Origin of the sequence: Pseudalkalibacillus decolorationis (assembly GCF_024609785.1) — a bacterium.
Classification (GTDB): Bacteria; Bacillota; Bacilli; order Bacillales; family Fictibacillaceae; genus Pseudalkalibacillus; species Pseudalkalibacillus decolorationis.
The window spans coordinates 87,638-107,225 of the sequence record NZ_JANHJQ010000001.1 but is presented as its reverse complement, the minus strand read 5'-3'; the positions used below and the strand labels follow the sequence as shown (position 1 = coordinate 107,225).

12 protein-coding genes and 7 tRNA genes are annotated in these 19,588 nt (G+C 39.1%); 18 read left to right on the top strand and 1 reads right to left on the bottom strand.

Annotated features, from left to right (window positions below; genetic code table 11):
- Nucleotides 1-145: 145 nt before the first annotated feature.
- From NON16_RS00515 to NON16_RS00480, 8 genes are all read left to right on the top strand, one after another.
- Nucleotides 146-220: transfer RNA gene (locus tag NON16_RS00515), tRNA-Asn, on the top strand.
- Between the two features lie 6 nt (nucleotides 221-226).
- Nucleotides 227-303, top strand: a tRNA-Met gene (locus tag NON16_RS00510).
- Between the two features lie 16 nt (nucleotides 304-319).
- Nucleotides 320-395 (top strand) — tRNA-His (locus NON16_RS00505).
- Between the two features lie 25 nt (nucleotides 396-420).
- Nucleotides 421-497: transfer RNA gene (locus NON16_RS00500), tRNA-Ile, on the top strand.
- Between the two features lie 7 nt (nucleotides 498-504).
- Nucleotides 505-597, top strand: a tRNA-Ser gene (locus tag NON16_RS00495).
- Between the two features lie 369 nt (nucleotides 598-966).
- Nucleotides 967-1,043 (top strand) — tRNA-Met (locus NON16_RS00490).
- A gap of 276 nt (nucleotides 1,044-1,319) precedes the next feature.
- Nucleotides 1,320-1,395: transfer RNA gene (locus NON16_RS00485), tRNA-Phe, on the top strand.
- A gap of 477 nt (nucleotides 1,396-1,872) precedes the next feature.
- Nucleotides 1,873-2,484 carry a superoxide dismutase gene (locus NON16_RS00480; protein WP_257345958.1) on the top strand — a complete coding sequence of 204 codons (612 nt, stop codon included), beginning with the start codon at nucleotides 1,873-1,875 and terminating at the stop codon, nucleotides 2,482-2,484.
- On the opposite strand, the gene NON16_RS00475 is transcribed toward NON16_RS00480, so the two are convergent.
- Entirely contained in the window at nucleotides 2,466-2,852 is a 387-nt protein-coding gene (locus tag NON16_RS00475; protein ID WP_257345955.1) for a hypothetical protein, read from the bottom strand. The two genes, NON16_RS00480 and NON16_RS00475, sit on opposite strands and share 19 nt — an antisense overlap.
- Before the next feature lie 133 nt (nucleotides 2,853-2,985).
- Here NON16_RS00475 and NON16_RS00470 point away from each other — a divergent pair, with 133 nt between their 5' ends.
- The 10 genes from NON16_RS00470 to NON16_RS00425 all read left to right on the top strand — a co-directional run bounded on the left by NON16_RS00470 (nucleotide 2,986) and on the right by NON16_RS00425 (nucleotide 19,515).
- Complete coding sequence (locus tag NON16_RS00470) at nucleotides 2,986-4,251, top strand: MFS transporter (protein ID WP_257345952.1); 1,266 nt, start codon at nucleotides 2,986-2,988, stop codon at nucleotides 4,249-4,251.
- 105 nt (nucleotides 4,252-4,356) lie between these two features.
- On the top strand, nucleotides 4,357-6,396 hold the full coding sequence (locus NON16_RS00465; RefSeq protein WP_257345950.1) for a peptidoglycan D,D-transpeptidase FtsI family protein: 2,040 nt from the start codon (nucleotides 4,357-4,359) through the stop codon (nucleotides 6,394-6,396).
- 299 nt (nucleotides 6,397-6,695) lie between these two features.
- Nucleotides 6,696-7,526 carry a 5-dehydro-4-deoxy-D-glucuronate isomerase gene (gene kduI, locus NON16_RS00460; protein ID WP_257345947.1) on the top strand — a complete coding sequence of 277 codons (831 nt, stop codon included), beginning with the start codon at nucleotides 6,696-6,698 and terminating at the stop codon, nucleotides 7,524-7,526.
- A gap of 13 nt (nucleotides 7,527-7,539) precedes the next feature.
- A complete protein-coding gene (kduD, locus tag NON16_RS00455) occupies nucleotides 7,540-8,301 on the top strand; it encodes a 2-dehydro-3-deoxy-D-gluconate 5-dehydrogenase KduD (RefSeq protein WP_257345943.1) in 762 nt (253 codons plus the stop codon).
- A 343-nt stretch (nucleotides 8,302-8,644) separates the two neighbouring features.
- Entirely contained in the window at nucleotides 8,645-11,758 is a 3,114-nt protein-coding gene (locus NON16_RS00450; RefSeq protein WP_257345940.1) for a glycosyl hydrolase family 95 catalytic domain-containing protein, read from the top strand.
- Nucleotides 11,759-12,073: 315 nt separating this feature from the next.
- Nucleotides 12,074-14,416, top strand: a complete 2,343-nt coding sequence (locus NON16_RS00445; RefSeq protein ID WP_257345937.1) for a helix-turn-helix domain-containing protein — start codon at nucleotides 12,074-12,076, stop codon at nucleotides 14,414-14,416.
- Between the two features lie 277 nt (nucleotides 14,417-14,693).
- Nucleotides 14,694-16,280: an extracellular solute-binding protein gene (locus tag NON16_RS00440; protein WP_257345933.1), complete on the top strand. Its 1,587-nt coding sequence runs from the start codon at nucleotides 14,694-14,696 to the stop codon at nucleotides 16,278-16,280.
- Nucleotides 16,281-16,381: 101 nt separating this feature from the next.
- A complete protein-coding gene (locus tag NON16_RS00435; RefSeq protein ID WP_257345930.1) occupies nucleotides 16,382-17,353 on the top strand; it encodes an ABC transporter permease in 972 nt (323 codons plus the stop codon).
- Nucleotides 17,354-17,366: 13 nt separating this feature from the next.
- Nucleotides 17,367-18,248, top strand: coding sequence for a carbohydrate ABC transporter permease (locus tag NON16_RS00430; RefSeq protein WP_257345928.1), 882 nt, complete (start codon nucleotides 17,367-17,369; stop codon nucleotides 18,246-18,248).
- Between the two features lie 40 nt (nucleotides 18,249-18,288).
- On the top strand, nucleotides 18,289-19,515 hold the full coding sequence (locus NON16_RS00425; RefSeq protein ID WP_257345926.1) for a glycoside hydrolase family 88 protein: 1,227 nt from the start codon (nucleotides 18,289-18,291) through the stop codon (nucleotides 19,513-19,515).
- Nucleotides 19,516-19,588: the final 73 nt, after the last annotated feature.

The window sequence follows — 19,588 nt, the reverse complement described above, 5'->3', positions numbered from 1 at the left end:
TTAGTATTGCATACGGGGGCATAACATGATATATTAGTTCTTGTCCCTGTTTTGCACTATACATAAATTTATCAATAAAGGTATTGACATGGATGATTAGAAATGGTATTCTAATACTTGTCGTTAAAAAAGTTTTTAAGACTATTCCACAGTAGCTCAGTGGTAGAGCTATCGGCTGTTAACCGATCGGTCGCAGGTTCGAGTCCTGCCTGTGGAGCCATATTATGGCGGTGTAGCTCAGCTGGCTAGAGCGTACGGTTCATACCCGTGAGGTCGGGGGTTCGATCCCCTCCGCCGCTACCATACAAATTTCACAATGGCGATTGTGGCGAAGTGGTTAACGCACCGGATTGTGGTTCCGGCATTCGTGGGTTCGATTCCCATCAGTCGCCCCATAGATTCATAAATACTTAATATATTGGACCCTTAGCTCAGTTGGTCAGAGCAGTCGGCTCATAACCGATTGGTCGTAGGTTCGAGTCCTACAGGGTCCACCAGATATACGGAGGTATACCCAAGTCTGGCTGAAGGGAGCGGTCTTGAAAACCGCCAGGGGCGTAACAGCCTGCGGGGGTTCGAATCCCTCTACCTCCTCCATTTTTTATATCATAATGAGTGAAATATCAACACAGCTTACGAAGTAAAATCACATTTAAACTTTATATCGACGCGGGGTGGAGCACGTAGGAATAAGCTACGTAGCATTAACATCAGCGAACCGATCGAGAAACAGCTTGAATTTACTTTCTGAGATCGGGTTGAGGATACCTGCATGAGTCAGTCAAAATTACGGAGCAAAATCATCATCCATAAACTTTATATCGTCGCGGGGTGGAGCAAGGAGCAATTCTCCAATGAATCCACGACGACTTGTCCCGACGCAGCATTCAACGTCAGCATATGCTAGTAGAGGAAGGGACAGTCAGGACTACGGAGCAAAATCATCATCCATAAACTTTATATCGTCGCGGGGTGGAGCAGTCTGGTAGCTCGTCGGGCTCATAACCCGAAGGTCATAGGTTCAAATCCTATCCCCGCAACCAATTTAAAACTTACGACGTCGAATTTACATCTTAGTTAGTTTTAGGTAGTAGTACCTTTAGGTGCAACCAAATTATGTTCATTGTCGATAAGACCTAAGGCTCAATAAACATCAGGAGTAACCACTAGGGTTAAACCAATTACATACGGCTCGATAGCTCAGTCACGAGCGGTTCATCGTTGAATAATCAGCGAGTTGTCCCGACACAACCAACATCGGTAGCATAAACAAGTAGAGAAAGGGACAGGGAACCGACGAACATGACTAAACTTCATATGGCTCGATAGCTCAGTCGGTAGAGCAGAGGACTGAAAATCCTCGTGTCGGCGGTTCGATTCCGTCTCGAGCCACCACTTTATTTAACTTCTTCTAAAAAAGAAGTTTTTTTGTTTTTTTACGTTAAGAAAGTATAAAAATACTTTCTATAGTATAAGTGCAACTAAGGCGATCGCCAGCGCTAAGGCTTGGCGTTAGCCAAGTTTTCTTTAACGGGTCAAAATGTAATCAAAACTTCTTTAAATTGCTTATAAACTCTCATAACTGGTATTTTGGAGGAATAGATACCTTATCAAAATAATTTAGGTTCAATATTTCAACAACGGGGGAAGATATCGGCCACGAAATGAGATAATTCGGTCACGGAACACGATATTTCGGCCACGCATAGTAAAAAAGTCCCGCAAACGCAATATTTTAACCTTCAAACATTCTATCTAAGGCACGTAGTGTTTAAAAATTGAATCCTGAGGGTAAATTTGATATTGTTAGAAATGGAGACACCGACAATGGTGTTCAAAACAGATTACATATTATATAAGGAGGAGATTCACTTGGCTAAATACGAATTACCTGCATTACCTTACGAAGTAAATGCACTAGAACCACACATTGATGCAAAAACAATGGAAATCCATCACGGGAAGCACCATAACACATATGTTACAAAATTGAATGCAGCACTCGAGGGACACAATGATCTACAAGACAATGACGTAGAAGCACTTGTTGCCAAACTTGATGCAGTTCCTGAAAACATTCGTACAGCAGTACGTAACAACGGTGGAGGGCACGCTAACCACACATTCTTCTGGAACATCTTGAGTCCGAATGGTGGCGGAGAGCCTACAGGTGAATTGGCAGATGCGATTAATTCTAAATTTGGAAGCTTTGACAAATTTAAAGAAGAATTTGCAAATGCAGCTGCAACACGTTTTGGATCTGGTTGGGCTTGGCTTGTCGTAAACAATGGTGAGCTTGAAGTAACAAGTACTCCAAACCAAGACACTCCTTTAATGGATGGAAAGACTCCAGTTCTTGGTCTTGATGTTTGGGAGCACGCTTATTACCTGAACTACCAAAACCGCCGTCCAGATTACATCTCAGCGTTCTGGAACGTTGTAAACTGGGATGCTGTTACAAAGCATTACAATAACGCTAAGTAATTTAGTTTAGGCTGACACCTCGAATGGGAATTCTTTCTCATCGAGGTGTTTATTTTTTTTACGTATGGATAAAAATTAGACAAGTGCAATAAACGAATGGTGTTTCCGTTTGATAATAATTTTGCTAAACAAAAGTCCAAAACAACGTTTCCTTCATCAATATCTTCATTTGATATAAGAACGGTATCTCCTTCTTGATAAAAAAGTTCAATTTTATTGCTCCCAACCACCATTTCAATCCACCGCTCCTCAAAAAAGTTATTTACGATACATAACATCCCCTTTTTTTCAAACACCTCCTTCATGTATAGCGTAAGCTCATTCCAGTTGTGTTTGTTCCTATCATGTTGTACTAAAAATTGATACATGCTCTATCTCGCCTCCTTAGTACCATCCTTTCCTAAACCCAAATGAACAAATCAAAATTTAAACAAACAATGATTTTCGAATAACGAAATTGGTTTATGGAAAACTAGGGTTGAATAAAGGGGAGACGATAATATGAAAGCACTTCAGAAAATGATGGGTAATATGGAGTTAACGAAAGACCTTTTGATGTTATTAATCATCGGCGGTCTTTATTCACTTAGTATTGCTTTATCAAATACATTTGTTAACGTATTTCTCTGGAAACAATCTGGTCAATTTATCGATATTGCGATTTATAACTTATCAATTGTCATTTTTCAGCCTCTTACTTTTGTTCTAGCCGGACGGTTAGCTAAACGAATCGATCGAGTAATTGTGTTGAGACTCGGAGTGATCAGCTTATCGATCTTTTACTTAACCGTCCTTTTACTGGGCGATCAAGCAGAGCAGTTTTTAATCCTGCTGGGGGCTTTACTTGGTGTCGGTATGGGTTTCTATTGGTTAGCTTTTAATGTATTAACTTTTGAAATCACAGAACCGGATACACGTGACTTTTTTAATGGATTTCTTGGTTTACTGGCATCATTCGGTGGAATGGTAGGTCCATTTTTAGCAGGTTGGATTATCACTCGTATGGATCAGTTAATTGGGTATAAAACGATTTTTGCTATTTCTTTGACACTTTTTTTTGCAGCTGTTTTGATTAGTTTTATGTTAAGTCGACGAACGGCAAAAGGAATCTTTTCGTTCTCAAAAGTATTTGAAGAACGTAAGCGGAATCACAGTTGGAATCGAATCTTATACGCTCATTTTTTTCAAGGATTACGTGAGGGAACCTTTATATTTGTCATTGTTGTTTGGGTGTTTATTACAACGAACAGTGAACTCGCACTAGGTACCTTTGGGCTTGTAAATTCAGCAGTATCCTTTGTAGCTTATTATGTAGCTACCCGATACATTAAGGCTGCTAATCGTAAAAAAGCGATCTTTGTCGGAGGAATCATTCTTTATGCTTCCCTTGCCCTGATTCTGTTTGATCTAACATTTGCAAAGCTAATGACGTATGGAGTTATTATATCCATTGCGTATCCAATTCTTCTTGTACCTTATATTTCATTGACTTATGATATTATAGGTAGAAGTTGGAATGCGAAGGAAATGAGGATTGAATACATCGTTGTTAGAGAGGTCTTTCTAAATATCGGAAGAATTACATCCATTGTTTTGTTCATCTTGACGATTACGATTTTTAACGGAGCAGAGAGTATACCGTACTTACTTCCAATCGTCGGAATTGGTCACTTTTTAATTTACTTCTGTATTCGTTCGATTCACCTTCCACCCTTATCTGATAATAAAGTTGTACTATCGAACGAAAATGGTTCAAACAACAACTAAGTTTTTCTTTTTTTTAAGACGAAATTACGTTACAATAACATTCGTGATTGCTCATAATCAGGCACCTATTTAGGGGTGTCTATTTACATAAGTAGGAGAGGAAATATGGAAATACAAAAGAAAAAGAAAAGCCATGTTCATTTTCGCCTAAATATTCTCTTCCTTGCAGTGTTTTTGCTGTTTTCTGCCTTGATTTTAAGATTAGGGGTTGTGCAAATCGTTCATGGTAGCTCTTTTAAAGCAGAAGCAGAGCGAACAGAAAATATTACAGCGAAGTTAGATGCACCGCGAGGGAAAATGTATGATCGTTATGGAAGAGTAGTTGTGGATAATGAACCGGTATTTTCTGTTACTTATACTCGATCGAACCAAGCCGAACCGGAAGAAATTTATGAAACAGCTGAAAAGCTTTCCAAATATATTGAAAAAGACACGGAGAGCTTAACAAAGAGAGATAAAAAAGATTTCTATTTAACATTTAAGGCGGATGCTGAAAAAGTATATCGTCAATTGCTCACTGAAAAAGAGCGTGAAAAGCTTGATGATTCAGACGAATATAATCTTGTTATCGACCGCCTCAACGCTGATAAAATAGCGCTTACGAAAGAAGAACAAGAAATAGCGGCAATATGGCGTAAAATGATCAGTGGGTATGCGATGACGCCACAGCGTATAAAAATGGGAGCGACACCAAAGGAAATTGCGGTAATTAGTGAACACCTAGAAGAATTTAACGGGGCAGTTGACATTAAACCTGATACAACCCGAACATATCCATACGGTGACACATTAAAATCGATCTTTGGTCAAGTAGGGCAAATTCCAAAAGACCTCGTGAAAGGTTATGTTCTGGAAGGAAGAGATCGGAATGACCTCGTCGGAACTAGCTTCCTTGAGGAGCAATATGAATCTATTCTCCGTGGGACAAAGACGAAAATTCAATATACAACCGATAAAGCAGGTAATCCTATAGACAAACCGATTAAAACGGAGGGCGAAAGAGGGCTAGATGTCATTCTAACTGTTGATATGGAACTTCAACAGAAAGTGGGAGAGATCGTTGAAAAGCGAATCTTAGAAGCAAGACAAATTCCCGCCAACAATCAACTGAAAAGTGCTTACGTCGTAATGATGAATCCACAAAATGGCGAAATTTATTCGATGGTCGGTAAGAAATTAGAGGACGGAGAGTTTCGAAATGTCCCATTTGGAAACGTCTATAATCAGTATCCAATGGGGTCAACTGTTAAAGCAGCAACAGTCCTAACTGGTTATCAAACAGGTGTAATTAAACCTGGAACGGTTCTTTATGATACGCCGTTAAAGCTCCCAGGAACAGATGTTAAGAAATCATATAAGAATATGGGATATGTAAACGACCTTGAAGCACTGCAAATGTCTTCAAACGTATACATGTTCCGAATCGCAATGAGAATTGGCGGATATGATTTTAATGAAAAGGAAGGCTTCCACAATCCAGCAGAATCTTACCGAACAATGCGGTATTACTTTAATCAATTTGGCCTTGGTGTTCCAACGGGTATTGATCTCCCTTATGAGGATGATGGGTATAACGGAGGGGTCCAGGCACTTGGAAACTTGATGGATATGGGAATCGGTCAGTTTGACACGTATACCCCGATGCAAATGGCTCAATATATTTCGACGGTCGCAAATGATGGTTATCGTATGCAGCCACATCTGTTGAATGGTGTACGTAAACCAAAAGCAGGATCAGACCAATTAGGAGAAATTGTATCCGAGTTTGAACCAAATGTATTAAATCGCATTGATATGAAACAAGATTGGATCGAACGCGTCCAAAAAGGACTTTGGATGGTTATGAATACGAAAGAAGGAACTGCTTATGATGCGTTTAAAGATGTCGAAGGGTATGTTGCTGCTGGAAAAACAGGAACGGCAGAATATAAGGATTCCTATAACTTAACCCTTGTTGGCTATGCTCCTTATGACAAACCCGAGGTGGCATTTGCAGTTGTTGTACCTTTTGCAGAAGAAGGCAGTATTAATAACTTGATTGGTCGAGACATTTTAGATGCCTATTTTGAATTAAAAGAAAAAGGGCATACAAAGGATTTGCTTGAGAATAAATCGTCAAAAGAAGATCTTAAAAACCAAGAATAAATAGAACTCGTGAAAACTGACTCAGGAAAGCTCTTGGCTTTCGAGTCAGTTTTTTTGTATTCCCTTTAAGTTCTATCAGCAGGAACGGGATAAACAGATATATTATTTTCGAAAATTTAAAATTATCTTGAAAGATGTGCCTGTATTTGCTATTATCTATTAATAAACCAAAACGGATATAAACGAACATAAACGGAAATTACGACAATTAAAAAGAAGATAACAAAGACATACTTTTGTAAATTGTGACGTCTAGAAATCTATTAAACAAGTAATCAACTATATAAGGAGGGATTTTGATGGAAAATAGATATGCTGAAAATCCAAACGAAGTAAAACAGTTTACGACGGAAAAATTGCGAGAGCGATTTTTGGTGGAGAATTTGTTTGTTAAAGATGAACTGAATATGGTATACACACATGAGGATCGAATTGTCATCGGTGGCGCAGTACCCGTAAAAAATGAACTTGTTTTGGAAGCGAAGGACATGTTAAAAACAGATTATTTTCTTGAACGACGTGAAATCGGTATCATTAATGTCGGCGGACCAGGAATCGTGAAAGTAGAGGGTGAAATCTATACATTATACAAAAGAGATTGTCTCTATATTGGACTTGGAAAAAGAGAAGTGTCATTCAAAAGTGAAGCTTCCAGTTCACCAGCCCGATTTTACCTTGTCTCAACACTAGCTCATAAAGAATACGAAACTCGCAAAATTGCCATTGAAGATGCAGTACCGGACCATCTCGGTTCCATTCAACAATCAAATGAACGTACCATTTACAAATACATTCATGCGGATGGAATCCAAAGCTGTCAATTGATGTTAGGAATAACGTTACTTGAACCGAACAACATGTGGAATACAATGCCTGCACATATTCACGACAGACGCAGTGAAATTTATTTCTATTTTGATATGCCAGAAGAAGGACGTGTGTTCCATTTCATGGGTGAACCGAAAGAGACAAGACATCTCCTTGTTAAAAATGAACAAGTCGCCATTTCTCCAGCGTGGTCGATTCATTCCGGAGTCGGAACAAGCAACTATACGTTTATTTGGGCAATGGCAGGGGAAAATTATACATTTGCCGATATGGACTTTATCGATATGAAGGATTTAAAGTAGAGGGGACCTTTTGATGAGCTTCTTACAATCGATGTTTTCATTATCAGGAAAAACAGCACTTGTCACGGGTGCGTCGACAGGTATCGGCCAGTCCATTGCGGTTGGATACGCTAGAGCTGGCGCAGAGGTTATTTTGCTAGGACATCGTGATAACTTACAAGAAACAGCCGATATCATTGAACAAGCCGACGGTGTTTCCCATCAAGTAATCATTGATTTGTCCCAAATTGATTCAATCAAAGAGAAATATGATGCTCTTCTATCAGATTACCAAATTGATATATTAGTGAATAATGCCGGTATTATCAGGCGTCAACAAGCTGTTGATTATTCACAGCACGATTGGAACGATGTGATTAATACGAATTTAAATGCTGTGTTTGTATTGACACAGGAAGTTTCCAAAAATATGTTAAAACGTAAACAAGGTAAAGTTATTAACATTGCTTCATTATTATCTTTTCAGGGAGGAGTTTTTGTTCCGGCTTATACGGCGAGCAAGCATGCCGTTTCTGGACTGACAAAGGCGTTTGCTAATGAATGGGCATCGGCAGGAGTTCAAGTGAACGCAATCGCTCCCGGTTACATTGCGACCAATAATACGCAGGCCATCCGTGAGGATACAGAACGAAACGAATCAATTTTATCCCGTATACCAACAGGACGTTGGGGACAACCGGATGACTTAGTCGGTGCGGCAATCTTTCTAGCATCGGCATCCGATTATGTAAATGGTCATACATTAGTCGTTGATGGTGGTTGGCTTGCAAGATAACAAAATAAGACGAGAGTAAGCCTTGTACATTGTACGGGCTTACATTTATAAGTAAGTAAATATTCAAACAAGGAGAACGCTAAAGGAAATGGATGGATGTGGAAATCCGAACGTTTATTATTACAGGCGAAAATCTGCTGGCCAGCAATATGACTACGCACGATTTGAACGCTTAGACTAAACAATTTAGAGGGATTGGCTAAATGCAGGCGCAGGCGCCGTTGGAATTGGCAGCGATTTAACGACGGAAGCAAAGCGGACAGGTGATTATTCGGCCGTTAGAACAAAGGCTGAAGAATATAGGGGAATCCTGCAATTCTATTATTCAAATGGGGGGATATCCATGCATGTAGTGAAATACGACAATGCAGAAAGCAGCTGGAACGAGGCTTTGCCTTTAGGTAATGGGAGTTTTGGCGGTATGGTATTCTTTGAGGACAATAAGCTAACCATTGCCATGAATCATTATGAGGTTTACTATAAAAAGCTTCATCTTTACAGCAAGAAGTATCAAAACAGTGAAGGGCGTGATTTTCATAAAGTATTTGGACTTACGTTCGATGAAATGAAACAAAGGGCAAAAGATATGTACCGAGATCCCGATCAAGGTCCTTTTTTTCTTTACACTGACGCATTATGGAATAGCGTTCTTTATAGAAGGTACGGGAAACCATCAGGAGGAGCTTCCCATTATCCTACCGGAGAAATACAAATCATACCGTGCGATGATCTGGCTGAACCAGACCACTATTCGCTTCAGCTTGATGTCGAGAAAGCATGTGTAGATTTACGGGTTGCGAAAGAAAGCGACAAGCTCGGCGTGCGTACGATCTTCACCCAAAACGAGGATTATCTTGTGACCGAAATCAAACAGACGAATTCAGAACTAGTGAAATCTGTAACGATGACCGTCCCATCTAGGAAGTATGGAGGTATGACAGTACAAGTTCATAAGCTTAACGATACAACCTTTTATTATACAGGCTCCTTCTATCCGGACGGCGAAGACAAGGAACAAAACGGTCCGTTTACATTCCTAGTGATGATGAGGATGATCGGGGCTAAGGGAAGCGTAGACTTATCCGCCTCAGGCATGAACATCAAGATTTGCGATGCGGAGGAAACAGTCACCCTCGTTACAACAGTCGTTACAGAGGAGGAAACCAAGGAGTTGTTCGAGACCGCCATCCGAAGATTGGACCTAGCTGTCTCCCGTTTGAATGATATGTATGACCATCATCAGAAGCACTGGGTAAACTTTTGGAAGAGATCTTCTATCACATTGCCTGATAAAGTGGTCGAAGATTTATGGTACGTCAATTTATACGCGATTGCCTGCAGCAGTGGGAAAGGCGGGAGAATGTACCAGCAGGCTTGTGGGCTGAACGGTTTGTGGGATATTAAGCAACCGACCAAGTGGGGTAGTATGTGGTATTGGGACGTTAACATTCAGGCAGCTTTCTGGCCACTTTACACAGCCAATCACCTTGAGATTGCCGAAGCGTTTAATGATGCTTTATTATCTTACACCAGTCTTGCTGAAAAAATGGCGAAGCAGTTTCATGGACTGGAAGGCTATTCAGGGGATTATCCGCATTCTTTGTATTTAAGCACTTGGCCCTGGTGTGCGCAGTTTTTATGGCATTATTATCAATACAGCATGGACCGTAAATTTTTGAAAGAAAAAGCCTACCCATTGTTTAAGCAGATTCTCCGATTTTTTGTAGGATATCTGCAATACGATTCAAAAAAGGAACAATACGTCGTATTCCCCGATATTTCACCGGAACAGGGTCCTGTGACACGGAACTCGACTATTACGCTTTCTGCGGTCAAATATTTACTAAATATTTCAATCGAAGCGAATGTTTTGCTCGGAGAAGAGGAAGCCGATCGAAAAAAATGGAGCGAACTGCTGGCCAAATTGGCTCCTTATCCGACTGCTGTTTCCCAAAAATACGGGGAAATTATCAAAGATTCGGAATGGGCACCTGAGGACCTCCATTTAAGGCATCCATCGCTGCTTATGCCGATTTATCCCATTGGTGAAATCAACAAAGATAGCGAGGAATGCTTGAGGAAAAGCGCGGAGAACACGCTTCGCTATGTTCAGGAGAATACGGAAATTGGAGTGTTTCAATTCGGGTGGCTCTCATGCGCAGCTTCAAGGCTCGGCAAAGGGAACACAGCATTGAGGCTTCTTTACGAACAAGGAATCGATTTGCTGTTAAGGACAAATGGGTTATTTGCCGAGGAAACGGAACGCTGGATCAACTATTGCAATATTACGAATGAGCCGTTGTACTATCCGCATATGATGGAAGCTTCAGGTGAAATGGTCGCTTCTGTAAACGAGATGCTGCTGCAAAGCTATAACGGTGTTATCGAAGTATTCCCATCGGTCCCATCGGGAGAGCCCGAGAAAGAACTTACGGTCGGCCTGTACGACCACGATATCGAGAAAAACGTGCGAACGTACGATAAGTGGGACGATTGCGAATTTCATGGTCTCCTGGCAGTAGGAGCATTCGAAGTTAGCGCCGTCATGAAAAACGGACGAACAACGTGGGTGAAAATAAAAAGCTTGGCTGGTCATAGAATCGTCATTAAGAACCCATTTGGATCCGACGAGATATTATCTGTAACCCGATTTGACGGGACGTCTTGGGAAAAGATAGAGCATCACCGGGAAGGCGAAAAAATATCCTTCATAACGGAAAAAAATACAGAATATGCGATTTTCCCACAAACAGATTCATTAAACGGTTTGTCCTTAGTGTCCAAAAATGTGAGCAGTGCATCCAACCAAGGGGTTTATCCACGAGTCCATGAAGCGCATACGTACCGAAGAGTTTTCTTGGGGAAAAATAAGGATACGCATCATATGAAGATGTTGGATCATTTTACATTCGATTATTACTCCGGCAATTACAGAGAATCAAGAACAACCGTTTATCGATTGGACTTTGGAACGGGTAAAGAGCTGCTATCCAAAGATTATTCCAAAGCAATTCCAAGACAGCTTCATATGGGAGGAGGAATCGGTCAAGATTTTCGGAAAATATCGTCAGAAACGGTATTTACTCCGTTTACGGGACTCGGCTGGGAGAGTGTAGACCATTTAATCGCAGTGGATCGTGGGACGCCTGATGAGCTTCGAAGAGACTTTATTTGCGGAACTATCGAAAAGACATTTTTGCTTGAGCTGCCGAAAGGAAGATACGATATGTTATTTGTGTCCGGAGACAACGATGCCCCATCTTATACGGAGATCGAGATTGAAGGACAAAACGTATGGAAACCGGAAAGTGTTTTGAAGGCGGGAGAGTTTGTTACAGACATCTTGCCTGTCACGCAAAGAAAAGACGGTTACGTGAAAATCCATTTTCGCACCAAAGAAGGCCAGTTGTGGAAAATAAATCTGCTAATCTTGAATAAAAACTATACCTACCTATAGGGGAGGGTGTCAATTGGAACCGGTGCGGAAAAGACTTTGTTTCTGCACCGGTTTTTTCCGCAGACTCTAAGAATTATCGTTCTAAGCTTATAATGAGTGTTCAAACAGCCATAGCCTACAAGCCACCACGAGCTACGAAATCCAAGACTAAATGCTCTTATAGTTAAGGATTAATAGGTCCATTTCCTGTATGCTTTATGATAATAGTCTCGCAGGACAACTTAGAATTTCGTCGAAATATAAGAAAATACATTGATATTAAAAATAAAATGGTAGAAAGAAGGGTTTCATATTTTTTAATACGGGGGTGTTTGCGTGTTCAGAAAGTATAATCGTAAAAGTGTATTTGTTACATTACTATTGTCTTTTTTAATCGTTCTATTATTTCCGGTGGCTGTTGAGGGATTACTCTATAAAAGGTTGGAGTCGATTATTGAGGATAATGCTAATCGCTCGAATTTGGCAATGTTAAATCAGGCAAGTGAAGTAATGGACAATCAGCTTCATGAAGTAACCCAATTGTCGGCGCAAATATCGTTTAATCCAAAGCTGCAGCTTCTTTTAGGCCAACATTATTCAGCAAATCAACAAAGCATTTATAAGTACTTCAACTTTATGAATGATTTAAAAAGATATCGAATCTCAAATGACTTTATCCAAGATTATTATGTTTATTTCGCGGACAAAGATATGATTATTTCCTCGACAGCAAAAACAGACTCCAAAACGTTTTATCGTTATTTTTACAGTTATAAACATATAAACTATGAAGAGTGGAAAAGAAGATTCATAGATGTTAACAAAGTAAAATCATATATTCCTTCCTCAAAAGTCTTTAATGGGATGTCCGCTAATCCGGAACGTATGATTACATATATTCAACCTCTGCCGTACGGAGAAACAAAGAATCCCGAAGGCTATCTGGCCATATTGATCAAAGAACAGCAAATTAAAGATTTGCTGCAAAGTCTTGAATGGGCGAACCGTGGTGATATTTATGTTTTAGACCAACACAACCAAAAGATTATGAGTACTGCGGAAAACGAGGTTTCTTTAAAGGATATTGATTCACATCTCGTAGGCAGCGTTGGCCGGTTTGAACGCAAAATCGGAGATCAAGATATGACAGTGTCTTACAGTATTTCGAAGGAATCTGGATGGAAATACATTTCTATTGTTCCTAAGTCGGTTTTAATGCAGAAAGTAAATACGGTCAAAGCGTGGGCGGTTTCATTATTTATTTTTTGTTTGTCAGGTGGGTTGATTGCATCTTACTTTTTAGCTTATCGTCATTACGTTCCAGTCAGAGACCTTGTCGACTCCATTATCAAAAACAAGAATAAAAAGAACGATCAATCGTTTAATGAATACCATCTCATTAAGGAAACACTTTTGGACACATGGGATGCTGAAAACCAACTAAGAGATGACTTAACTGAACAAACACCAAAAATTAAGGCGAATTTTTTGTCCCGCATAATCAATGGGTTTGTCGATCAATCAACTTCTAATCCTGAGTCGTTAAAGTTTATGGGTATAACATTTGCTTCCGACCATTTTGCAGTTCTTGTAGTAGATGTGGATGATTGCAGTCAGTTTGCAAAAGACGCTTCAGAAAAACAGTGGGCGATTATTAGATTTATTATAGCGAACGTGAGTGAAGAACTTTCAAATGAACATCATTCCGGTTATGTTATTGAGCTTGACAGAAACCGCTTGGCTTTATTAATTAACTTCAATAATGAGCGAATGAATAAATTAACAGCAGATTTAATTACAATAACCAATACGTTGAAAAAAATAATCGAAGAACGATTTAGTATTTTTATTACAATAGGCATTGGAGACATTTGCGAAGGTATTGAAAATGTAGTAATAGGATACAGAGAAGCTGTACAAGCTCTCGAATATCGAATGATCAAAGGTCAAAGCAAGATCACACACTATCATGAGATTCGAGAAGCAGAACATCATTATTACTATCCAATTGAAATGGAATTACAGTTAATGAATTTCATCAAAACGGCAGACTTTGAAAATGCTGACAAAATTTTAGACAATGTTTTTAAAGTGAATTTTGAATCTCGCAGTATCTCTCTTCAACACGGTAAATGTCTCTTTTTTAATATTATGAGCACGCTTATCAAAATTTTAAATGACATTAACATTAACTATGACAATATCTTTGCAGAAACAACAGATCCTGTTAAGCAATTGGCGGAATGTCAAACGGCTGAACAAATGCATCTAAGAATTAAAGAGATTTATAAATCGTTATGCATTCATATAGAGGCGAATCGGACCGGTCATTCTGCTCGACTAATGAAAACGATTACTGATTATATTGATCAATATTATTCTGACAGTATGTTAAGTTTGACTTCTATAGCTGAGCAATTGAACATTACACCGCAATATCTTTCATCCTTTTTTAAAAAACAAAAAGGGGAGAATATTACAGATTACATTGCAAAAGTAAGATTAGACTTTGCAAAAAGTTTGCTTGAGGAAAGCCAGCTGACTGTTTCAGAAATTTCAAAACGCATTGGTTACGCGAATGACGTTGGTTTAATTCGTTTGTTTAAGAAGTACGAAGGAATTACTCCGGGGAAATATAGAACAAAACTTGAAGAGGATAACAAAACGGTTAATTTGTAAAAAAAATCCCGATATATCGGGATTTTTTTAGTTGGAAAATTAAAAATTGAAAGTCAATGTTAAATGCTGATAGTCTGAGATTTTAAATATTGATAGCGGATCATTAGGTTGTACCATTCACTTTGGTATGGTGTTGTGTCAACATAAATGCATAGGACAAACGAATCCTAACGATTGATTTTCTATTTGGATTTAAAAAGGGGGATAGAAAGTTTTAAGAACATTCATGATTGGGGAATCCAGTGAGGTTAAACAAAAAATTAGGGAGGTCTAAAAGATGTGGAATAGGACAACTAAAAAATCTGCCATTTTGATGTCCGTTTTATTATTGTTAATTATAACCGCTGTTACAGGATGTAAAAGTTCGAATGAAGTGGACAAGAAAAAGGAATCAGACGGTTCTCTTACTATAAGTTATTTTGTCCCGAATTACAGACCTGACTCTTTAAAAAATTACAACGAAATGGCCGCGTATAAAAAATTAGAGGAAATCACTGGAGTCCATGTTGACTTCAAACATCCTGCTACCGGACAAGAAGACCAACAATTTAACTTAATGATGGCTTCCGGCGAGTATCCTGATGTCATCGAACGTATATGGACGTCAGTACCAGGTGGTCCACAAAAGTATATAAAAGAAAAAAAGATTGTTAAATTAAACGATTATATTGACAAGTATGCACCTAATTTAAAGAAGGTGTTAGAGGAACACCCGTATTGGAAAAAATTGATTACAACGGATGACGGCAGTATTTATTCCTTTCCTTTCTTAAGAGAAGACGAAGTCAATATGACGTTCTACGGGCCTGTTCTCCGAAAAGATTGGCTTGAAAAGCTTGGGCTCGAAATGCCAGAAACGATTGACGATTGGCATACCGTATTGAAAGCTTTTAAAGAGAAAGATCCGAACGGAAACGGTAAAGCAGATGAAATTCCTTTATTAATTCATAAAGACGCAATCACTTCCAATGCTTTTGTAGGAGCATGGGGAATTACGAATGGTTTTTATCAAGTTGATGGAAAAGTAAAATACGGTCCAATCCAAACGGAGTATAAAGAATTTTTAACCTTGTTTAACGATTGGTATAAAGAGGGACTGATTGATAAAGATTACATTGCAACAGACGACAAGCTTATAGATGCCAAGGTCACCAACAATCAACTTGGGTCATTTATGGGTTATACAGGAAGCAGTATTATGCGTTATATGCAGTTAATGGCTGATAAAAACCCGGATTTTTCACTTACGGGTGCCCAATATCCTGTCCATAATGAAGGAGAAGTTCCCTTCTTTAACCTTGGAGAAACTCCTTATAACGGTGTTGGTGCGGCGATTACGACATCGAATGAAAATATTGTGGAAACCGTTAAATGGCTTGATTATAAGTATAGCAAAGAAGGACATATGCTTTTTAACTTCGGTATTGAAGGAGAAAGCTATGAGATGGTAGATGGTTATCCAACATATAAAGAAATAATTACAAAAAATCCAGAAGGCTTATCAATGTCAGTTGCTTTAGCAAAATATGTTCCGGTTGGCTGGAGCGGACCGGTCATTCAAGCAAAAGAGTATGCAGAACAATATACAAGCATGCCTGAACAGAAAGAAGCGGTTGAAAACTGGAAAAAAGGTTCTAATGAAAGAGTAATACCGCCTGTAACACCTACGCAGGAAGAAAGCTCTGAATATGCATCAATTATGAACGATATAGGTACGTACAAATCCGAGATGATCAACAAATTTATCATGGGTGAGGAGCCGTTATCAAATTTTGACGAGTTCGTGAAAACGATAGAATCAATGGGCATTGAGAGAGCTATCGAAATTAAACAAGCAGCCTTAGAAAGATTCAACAAACGATAAATTTATTAATTACGTGTGTGGAGAAAACCATTTTCTCCACACACAAAATCTTTATTGACTTATTTTTTAACGAACTATTACCTGAAATGAGGTTTTAGAACATGGAAACGGTACGAACGGAAACAAGAGGTGCAACAAAATCGAAACCAACCAGTGTTAAAGAGAGCTACTGGAGGCGGCTTGCAAAAGATCTCAAACGTAATAAAAACATTTACATTATGGTTCTACCTGTCGTTATATATTACCTTGTTTTTCACTACGGCCCGATGTATGGGTTACAAATCGCTTTTAAGAATTTCAATACATCCGAAGGAATATGGGCTAGTGAATGGATTGGTTTCGATCATTTTGTCGAATTTTTTAACAGCTTTTATTTTTGGCGTTTAATAAAAAATACGTTTTTAATTAACTTTTATGAGCTGATTTTTGCTTTTCCGGCGCCTATTATTTTAGCTTTGTTATTAAATGAAATACGAAAAATGTGGTTTAAACGTGCTGTGCAGACGATCAGTTATTTACCGCACTTTATTTCGGTCGTTGTCGTTGTAGGGATGTTAGTTGATTTTACGGCTAGAGACGGTCTGATCAATGAACTCCTTGTTGGTTTTGGATTGGAACCGATTTCGTTTTTACAGGAAGCTGACTGGTTTCGTGCAGTTTATATAGGTTCCGGGATATGGCAAGGGATTGGGTGGGGATCGATCATTTATCTCGCTGCGATGTCCAACATTAATCCAGCACTTTATGAAGCAGCTAGAATCGATGGTGCCGGTCGTTTGAAACAAGCCTTACATATAACGATTCCGGGGATTGCGCCGATTATCATCATCCTATTTATTTTGCAAATGGGCTCCATGCTGAGCGTCGGATTTGAAAAAATTATTTTGATGTATAATCCGATCACATATGAAACAGCCGATGTAATATCCACTTATGTGTATCGAAAAGGTATTTTGGAAGCAAGCTTTAGTTTCAGTGCCGCGGTTGGTTTATTTAACGCCGTCATTAACTTTTCTTTGTTAATTTTAGCTAACCGAATAAGCAGGCGAACCAGTGAAACTAGTTTATGGTAAGGAGAGGATTACTATGAAAATGAAACAAAGCTTGGGAGAAAGAACATTTGATTTTGTCAATACATTGTTAATGCTAATATTAATTCTCGCCACCTTATACCCGTTCTTGTATGTGTTGTTTGCTTCCGTTAGTGATCCGGGACTTTTGGCGAAAAACCGGGGAATTCTTTTGGCACCGCTTGATTTTAGCCTTAAAGCCTATGAGTTAGTTTTTAATAATGCCATGATCATGATCGGATACGCTAACACACTATTCTATGTAGTTGTCGGAACAGCGATTAACATTTTTCTTACGAGTTTAGGCGCGTATGCGTTGTCGCGCCGGAATGTCATGTTAAAAAAGCCGATTATGATGATGATTGTCTTCACCATGTTCTTTAGTGGCGGTCTAATTCCAACCTATTTATTAATTGGTGACTTAGGGATGATGGATACGAGATGGGCACTCATTATCCCAAATGCGATGAGTGTGTGGAATTTAATCATTATGAGAACAGCCTTCCAAGGAATACCTGAAAGTCTGGAAGAATCTGCAAGGATGGACGGGGCAAACGACTTTACGATTTTATTTAGAATTATTCTACCGCTCTCCTTGCCGGTATTAGCAGTAATGGTGTTATTTTACGCAGTAGGCCACTGGAATTCTTATTTCAGTGCAATGATTTATTTACGTGACAGGGATTTATTCCCATTACAGCTCGTCTTGCGTGAAATTCTCATTACAAATAGCACTGACAACTTCATAACAGGAGTAGGCGGCGGTGACAGGTATCCGGTCGGGGAGACGGTTAAGTATGCGACTATTATTGTAGCGACACTGCCTATTCTTCTCTTATATCCTTTTTTGCAAAAGTATTTTGTTAAAGGGGTCATGATAGGATCGATTAAAGAATAGTTAAAATCTATTAACATTACACATTTGGAGGAGAAAACCTATGTCAAATAAAGTAGACAACATTGCTAATGAAGGAAATCAATTAGGCGTGTTTAAAACCCCTTTCGATTCAAACCGTGCGATTTTTGAGGATGCCATTAAAGAAGCACTAAAAAAAATCGACATGAAATTAGATAAATATACGGATCAATTTCCAGATGATCATACGGAAAATAAAATTTATCTTCCTAGAAAGGCTTATAGAGATGACTTAAAGCCCGGAGCTAATGTCGGCTGGACAACAGGGTTCTGGACCGGGATGCTATGGCTCGCTTATGAAGTGACGGGCGATGAAAAGTACCGGAAAGTTGCAGAAGTTCACGTAGACAGTTTTGGAGAACGAATGGAGAAGAAAATCGGCATCGATACGCATGACTTAGGATTTCTGTATACTCTTTCATGCGTTTCAGCTTATAAATTAACAGGGAGTGAAAAAGCAAAAGAAATAGCTTTAAAGGCAGCTGATCATTTAATGACTCGTTATTTTGAAAAAGCAGGTATTATTCAAGCATGGGGGAATTTGAACGATCCTAACCAAAGAGGAAGAATTATCATCGACTGTTTGATGAATTTGCCTCTATTATACTGGGCAACAGAAGTTACCGGAGACGAGAAGTATAAGGATGCCGCACACAACCATGCGCTTAAAACGTTAGCCCATATCGTAAGAGAAGATGCCACCACACATCATACGTTCTATTTTGACACAGAGACTGGAGAGCCCAGGTTTGGAAAAACGCATCAAGGATATAGTGACGAATCATGTTGGGCAAGAGGCCAAGCGTGGGGTGTGTACGGCTTTCCACTTAGTTATAAATTTACTAAGGATGGAAAAATACTAGATGGAAGTTTAAAAGTAACAAACTATTTCCTTAACCAAAGCCCTGAAGATCTCGTGGCTTATTGGGATTTATCCTTCTCAGATGGCAGTGGAGAGGTAAGAGACAGTTCGGCTTCCTCGATTGCTGTATGCGGACTGTTTGAATTAGCAAAATCAGTACAGAACGATGAAACGAATAAGTATTATGAGAATGCTGCTTTAAAAATTTTACAATCCCTCTATGAAAATTACTCTTCAAAGAATGAAGAACAAGCTGAAGGTCTACTGCTAGAAGGTGTTTACAATAGAAATACGAATTCTGGAGTACATGAAGCGAATTTATGGGGTGACTATTTTTACTTTGAAGCACTTGTAAGAGCGACTAGAGATTGGAAGCTGTATTGGTAAAAATATATATCGACTAACAAAGAAGAAGTCCATAGCCATGCATAAACCAGACTATGGACTTTTAGTCTGTGTT